The following is a 6,306-nucleotide window of genomic DNA, read 5'->3' on the forward strand; positions in this document are numbered from 1 at the left end:
GGCGGCATCGTCGCGGCTTCCGGCACCGCCGGCTTCCTCCCTCCGGAGTGGAGGAGGAGATGCGAACCACTACCGGACTGGGCGGGTGTTCCACCGCTCGCCCCGTGAGCCGGACGCCTCGCCGTGGGAAGGCATTGGGAAGGATCAACCACAGACAGCCGGTGAGAGCCGTGGACAGCCGGACATGAGAAACCCCCGCGTGACCGCGTCAGTGCAGGTCAGGCGGGGGTTTTCGCTGGTCTTGGTGGTGCGCCCTGCAGGATTCGAACCTGCGACCGTCGGATCAGAAGATCGGCTGAGGCTTGTTCCGGATGGAACAACGCAGGCCAGCAGGCATACGTGATCCATTCTGAACGGTCTGGGACGACTTCGAACTGCAACTGGAAGTGCAACGGGACTTTTCCGCCCCGCCTGCGATCACTTGCCTAGACCGGACCGGAACAGCCCGCTGAGCGGGCGGCCTCTTCGGGGCGGAAGACGGCTGCTGTGACGGGCGCATGCAGCGTCCAGCCCAAGGAGTGGTAGAGCCCGCGTCCGTCCCGGGTCGCGACGAGGACGCCGGTTCGCGCTCCTCGCATCGCGGCGTGGTGGCCAAGGGCACTCATGACGCGGCCGCCCAACCCCCGACGGCGATGCGATGGGTGAGTCTCCACCTGGTCGACGATCGCGAACGACCCGGTCCGTGCGATCCGCCCCCTGGCAGCCGTCTGCTCATCGGCGCCAAGGACTTCTGCATCGGTGACGGCGCCCTGTGTCGTGACCCGCAGCGCGTAACCGGTCGGCATGGAGAACTCGGCGGAACGCAGGGGAACCGTCATCATGTACTCGGGGTCCTTTACGATCCAGCCGGTCGGCAGTACGGCGGCGACGGTCTCCACTTTCGCGCAGACCTTGAGCCAGGTTCCCGGCGCGGCCGGTTCCCGTGTCAGACGGCGGAGGGCCGCCGGATCAAATCGGGGCAGCACGTAGCGGATGAGGTGGCCTGGCAGTCCCACATCGATTCTGTAGCCGCCCGGCACCGCCACTGGTGATTCGGTCGCGCGGGAGAGCGTCCATCCCTGCACCCAGGCCGCGGCCACTTCCGGGAGGGCTCCGGCGTCTTCAGAGGCGTTGGCCGGGGCATCAAGCACCGTCAGTCCCTTCGTGAACGTCACAGATCTGCCGAACACATTATTGCAACTTCCTCGCAATAATGGATCCTGCTCCCGTTAAGGGCCTCTGGCCGACCCGCCACCGTCGTAACCAGTTTGGAAGATCTCGGTCCGCGACCCTGTGAGCTGCTACGGCCCAGGCCAGAGACGGCCTTGCCCTGTCCGTGAGTTCCCGTGATCTCCCCTTGTTCCCCGGCCGTACTGGCACGCGGGTGACACGCCCTGAACACCCCCGAGTTCCTGCACGGTGCTCGGGAGGCCGGTGCCGAGGAACGAATTACCGGACCGTCGATCGCCCCCGACCGCGTCCGTCAGCCAACCATAGTCAGGAAATCGTGGGAGTAGTACTCGTGTGACGATGGGATCGAGGCATTGGGGAAGGGGTCGATAGTGCGCGCTCTATACAAGACACTATCGCTCCTGGATCATTTAGCGTATGAACTGGGAGACGCTCAGCACAACTTTTCTACCCCTGCTCGGTGTGCTGCTTGGGACGGGTGGCACTCTCCTGGGCCAGCACCTGGCCACGCGTGTCGACAGGAGGCGCCTGGAACACGACCAGCTTGTCGCTATGCGCGCTGAGCGGAAAGCCGCAATCCTTTCTTTTCTCGACGCGGCCCAGCGGATCGAGATGGCCCTGGATGAACGCACTGAATCTAAGAATTCACCAAGTGAAGTGGGCGCGCAGGAAAGTGTCCATCAATTGTGGCTGGCCAAGAAAAATGTTGAACTCGTCTGTTCGCCCGAATTGGCGCAGAGTGCGCATGACTACACGTACGCTCTGCACGTCGGTCTGAAAAGCCCTGATCTCGTTACCGATCCAAGTGCGAAGCGGCAGGCTCGACATCTCGTGATGGAATCTGCGAGGCGAGATCTCGGAATTACTGGACGCCCTCTTCGGCGTGAACTTTCTCCGGTTTCGACGACCAGCGACGACTGAAGCCATAGAAGATCTAGACGCGCATCCCTCGGGCTGTTGTATCCAGGTGGAGTCCGCTGTCCTGTCAGGACCGTGTGAGCTTTACGGCGAATACCGGGAACCCGGGCTCGACCTGCTTCTCCAGGGCGGCAGCTTCCTCGACGAGGTCATCTCGCAGATCAGCCCGGGACACCACACCTGGCTGCGCGTCGGCAGCCATCAGGTCGAGCACGGGTGCAGGACTGTCCACGGAACGAAACCGCCCCCTGAACGGCAGGTCATCGGGCTCAACGGAGGCCATCGAGCAGCGCGACTGACCTGCCTGCTCGTCATACCAGGCATAGAAGGTCACCGGCCCGGAAGCATCGGCGAACCGATCGCTGAGCTGCTCGCCGGCCGCGACAAGAGCTTGTTCGACGAACGACGCATTGAAGGCGTCAGGATCGAAGCCGAACATCATCAGGTTGCCTCGCGCCTCCGCGTTCACGTCCTCTCGGTTCAGGATCAGTTCCTCGCTCGCGAAGGAGCGCACGAGCTGCGCGAGGTCGTCCGACACCCACCGTCTCCAATCGCGGGCACTGTCTCCGAACCGGAGAGTAACCGCCGTCCGGCGGTCCCGAACAGCTTCGGGAAGTGACGCGCGCACTCGATCCCGTGAGAAGGCATCGGGAAGAGCCAGCCGCAAACGCTCGGCGAGAGCCGTAGACAGCCGGACGCGAAGAACCCTCCCCCGGCCGCGTAGTCGCAGGTCAGGCGGGGGTTTTCGCTGGTCTTGGTGGCGCGCCCTGCAGGATTCGAACCTGCGACCGTCGGATTAGAAGTGGAGCGCTGCTCATTCACCAGATGGCGGGCTGACCTGCGATCATGCGCCTGATCCCTCCTGCGAAGGTGTCAGCGATCCGCACATATTCCGGATCTTGTCTGGTGTGTGCAGAACGAGGACCCAAACCGCATTAGCAGCTCTGATCCTGCCCGTCCCGATCAGTTCCACCTGGACCAACAGGGCTCAGCGGTCCGCGTGGAACAAGGCTGTACGGTGCTGGATTGCAACTAGAACTGCAACTAAGAGCTGGAGTCCAGTTATCTAGTGATCATGCGTCGGCGCGGAGGTGGCAAGCTGTGCCGATGGAGTCCTCCGAGTTTCTCGCAGCGAAACGGCGCCTGATGGGTGAGGCGTCCCCCAGCAGTGGAGCCGACCTCGGCGGCATGGTGATGGATTTCGACTTCTACCTCTGGAGTTCCCCTGTGATCAGGGAAGTGGAGGTCCGCCGCACCGGTAACACGAACAGCCTGATCGTGGCCATCTGCGTACCCGTCAGCGGACGCTCGGAGGTGGAGATCGGGGCCGGCCTCGAACAGGTCTGGCTACAGGATCTCAGCTACCGGCACTTCGAGGCTCACATGATCACCCTGGCGGAGGGGCGAGTACAGCTTGACGTGATAACGCAGATCGCCCCACAGGACTTCTACGTCACGGCCACCATCTTGGCCGAGACAGCGAGATCACACGGTGCTCGGTGAGCCGGGGCCAATGGTCCGAACACCTCACACCAGGACCCGTTAAGAGGTGCTCTCGCTGGTGGAGCCCAGGAGATTCGAACTCCTGACATCCTGCTTGCAAATCGGTCTGATCTCGGGCCGTACGGGACGTGAGCTGGGCGGAGGGCTCCCCGCGAGTGGCCGTGACTGACCGCCGTTGACCGCCCTTAATGGCCCGCTAATGGCCCGGCGGACAGCCTGGCCGATCTTTGCTCGGCGACCGCCCCGGTCAGGCGCACGACCAGCAGTAGAGCTGCTGACCATGTTCCTTCGCGCGGCGGGACAACCCGATGAGATCCTTGGCCACGGGCATCAGATACTTCAAGTCGGCCGAGCTGAAGTATGAGAACTGCTCGCTCTTCGCCCAGCGCTCCACCACTCTCGGCAGGTGCGCGTCGTCGGCGCCGGCGAGCAAGTCACGCACGTTCATCGATAGCTCCTCGATACTCACGTCGCTGAGGTAAGGCGAGTCCTCGGGCAAGGCGTCCCACTCCTCGTCGGTCTGCGGGAACGGGTCGGGATACGAGGAGGGGTACAGGCGCATTGTGGCGACCAGCTCCGTGGACAGGTCGACATCGGCGATGAGCGCCACAAGCTCGTTCAGGGTTATCGACGGGTCGAGCCATTTGGTCTCCATGGCGTCGAACTCGGGGACGCCGTACTTAGCAGGGTCGGCGATCACACGGCCATGCTCCGGCTGGATGATCGCCGTCTCACGATCCGCAGCCCGGTAGTACTCATAGAAGCCCATGCGAGTGATCCTGGTCCGGCACGCGCAACAGGGCAACTCCCCTCAATTCCCCTCAATTACGTCGTCGTATTCCTGGCATCCTGCTTGCAAAGACGCATGTCGATCTTGCTCGACCTGCGAAGACGCAGCTCACGACATTGATCGCGTTCCTCGCGACTCCCTGCTGTTCCCCCTTGTTTCCCGTCCCATCGGGCATGCGACGGGCACGGCTGGCAGACTCGCCACATGATCACGGATTCTCTCGCCTTCCTCCAGTCCTGGTACGCCTCATGCTGTGACGGTGAGTGGGAGCACGGCTATGGCGTAGAGATCGAAACCCTGGATAACCCGGGATGGTCCGTGGAGATCGATCTCATGGACACGCCTCTGTCCGGGACCTCGCTGGAACGCCTTGTAATAGATCGCACAGAGGATGACTGGGTACAGTTCTGGAGCGACGGCATCCACTTTAAAGGTGCATGCGGACCCTTGAATCTCGGTGAGATGTTGAAAGCTTTCAGGGACTTCGTTGAGACCGTCGCCATGTCTCCTCCCGTCTAGCCTTCCTGTTCGCCACTGCCTCACCTGTGGCGGGCGGGGGCTCCGAAGCTCGAACCTTGAACGTACGGATTAAAAGATCGGCCTTGAGCTGTTCCGGACGGTTCAATACAGGTCAGCGGGCCTGCGCGGTCCATCCTGAACGGCGCTGAACGCCCCTGTATTGCAACCCGAAGTGCAACCCTGGGCCCAATGAGCCGGGATGAGATGACCGCCGGCGCTACCAGACCCTCATCTCTTTAATTCGAGCAGCCCCATCTTCGCTGAGAAGGAAGAAGTGTGCAGCCTCTGGGCCGGGAAAGCGGCTGTCTTCGTCCAGCGGGATGGTGAGGATGGCATCTCCGAAGTCGAGCGAGATGTGCTCGTCGGCCCTGAAGTTGACGGCTTGAACTGTCCTTTCGATGAGAGCGCACAGGGCGTCTCGTGATCCTGGCTGAGGGAAGACCCAAGCCTGGGAGTCTTTCTGTATACGGGGTTCAGTCAATGCCGTGAGCTTCGCCTCGTTGAAGTGGAACTCGACGTAGTCCATCACGAACGCGACCGTGTACAGCTCCCTTCCGACGAGTTCGATGGGCTCGTCTGAGCCGACAACAAGGATAGGTTCGACTGGATCATGGGTCATTCGCCCATTCTCCGGGAATCGAACCCGCAGTGTCAGCTTGGGAAGTCTCTATCGCGCCTGCCCACTGAGCTGGGAAGACGCTGACCTGCGGGGAAGTGGGTCGAGTGGCCGTGATTCCCCGTGAGTCCCCCTTGATCACCCTCTTGACGGGCACGCGAGGGGCACGGGGAACGTCTGCACCGTCGATCGCCCCCGACCTCGTACGGAGATCAGCCCGCATCAGGCGATCGTCAGGGCGGTATTGACTCAGCGCCGTATCGTCACCGTCGCTCGGGAATCAGGGGATTCAGTCCGCCAGTTTCTTAGCCTCACGTTCGTGAGCATGCCGGACTGCTTGGTCCAGGAGCATGACCCCCTGAGCGGCGCCCTTGGTTTTTACGAGATGAAAACCGGTCAGGAGGCTTGGTCGTGAGAATACCCGTGTACGGCGGGGCCGGCCCTTGAACTTCACGATGTCTCGGATCCAGATCGCGCCCGCCCCAATGAGCAGCACAAGCACGATCCACGCGAATACACTCACGGTGCTTCTCCTCTTGGTCACTGTGCAGAGCACGCAAAACGCTCACCTGTTACCACTGACGGTAAATGAGCTGAGCGGCCGATGCGAGGCTCGAAGAGCCCGAAGGAGTGGAGATCAGTGGTCGAAGCTCTCGTTCCTGGACGGCGGTGCGGCCCCGGCGCGGCGGGTTGGTTGGGTACGGCGGGCGCGGGGTGCGGCGCGCGGCCCTGAGCCCCGCGCCTGCGGAAAATCCGTTCGACCCTCACCTACAGCGGCGTCGACCAGATC

At 62.5% G+C, this 6,306-nt stretch carries 8 protein-coding genes; 3 read left to right on the forward strand and 5 right to left on the reverse strand.

The features are described from left to right. Positions 1–425 precede the first annotated feature (425 nt). Positions 426–1,154 (reverse strand): GNAT family N-acetyltransferase, encoded by a 729-nt coding sequence (locus ACWDS7_RS45455; RefSeq protein WP_451934353.1) that lies wholly within the window; start codon positions 1,152–1,154, stop codon positions 426–428. 433 nt (positions 1,155–1,587) lie between these two features. Here ACWDS7_RS45455 and ACWDS7_RS45460 point away from each other — a divergent pair, with 433 nt between their 5' ends. After that, entirely contained in the window at positions 1,588–2,091 is a 504-nt protein-coding gene (locus tag ACWDS7_RS45460) for a hypothetical protein (protein WP_451934354.1), read from the forward strand. Between the two features lie 64 nt (positions 2,092–2,155). Here ACWDS7_RS45460 and ACWDS7_RS45465 read toward each other — a convergent pair whose 3' ends face one another. Beyond that, positions 2,156–2,626: a hypothetical protein gene (locus ACWDS7_RS45465; protein WP_451934355.1), complete on the reverse strand. Its 471-nt coding sequence runs from the start codon at positions 2,624–2,626 to the stop codon at positions 2,156–2,158. A gap of 569 nt (positions 2,627–3,195) precedes the next feature. Here ACWDS7_RS45465 and ACWDS7_RS45470 point away from each other — a divergent pair. Further along, the gene (locus tag ACWDS7_RS45470) at positions 3,196–3,591 is read left to right on the forward strand and encodes a hypothetical protein (protein WP_451934356.1); all 396 of its coding nucleotides are present in this window, start codon (positions 3,196–3,198) and stop codon (positions 3,589–3,591) included. 247 nt (positions 3,592–3,838) lie between these two features. On the opposite strand, the gene ACWDS7_RS45475 is transcribed toward ACWDS7_RS45470, so the two are convergent. Beyond that, a complete protein-coding gene (locus tag ACWDS7_RS45475; protein WP_451934357.1) occupies positions 3,839–4,360 on the reverse strand; it encodes a hypothetical protein in 522 nt (173 codons plus the stop codon). Positions 4,361–4,585: 225 nt separating this feature from the next. Between ACWDS7_RS45475 and ACWDS7_RS45480 the strand changes: the two genes are divergently transcribed. After that, entirely contained in the window at positions 4,586–4,900 is a 315-nt protein-coding gene (locus ACWDS7_RS45480; protein WP_451934358.1) for an immunity 53 family protein, read from the forward strand. Positions 4,901–5,117: 217 nt separating this feature from the next. Here the strand turns inward: ACWDS7_RS45480 and ACWDS7_RS45485 are convergent, their stop codons facing one another. Continuing rightward, positions 5,118–5,519, reverse strand: coding sequence for a hypothetical protein (locus tag ACWDS7_RS45485; protein ID WP_451934359.1), 402 nt, complete (start codon positions 5,517–5,519; stop codon positions 5,118–5,120). A gap of 286 nt (positions 5,520–5,805) precedes the next feature. Then, a complete protein-coding gene (locus tag ACWDS7_RS45490) occupies positions 5,806–6,039 on the reverse strand; it encodes a hypothetical protein (RefSeq protein WP_451934360.1) in 234 nt (77 codons plus the stop codon). Positions 6,040–6,306 lie beyond the last annotated feature (267 nt).

Source organism: Streptosporangium sp. NPDC003464, from assembly GCF_053588315.1.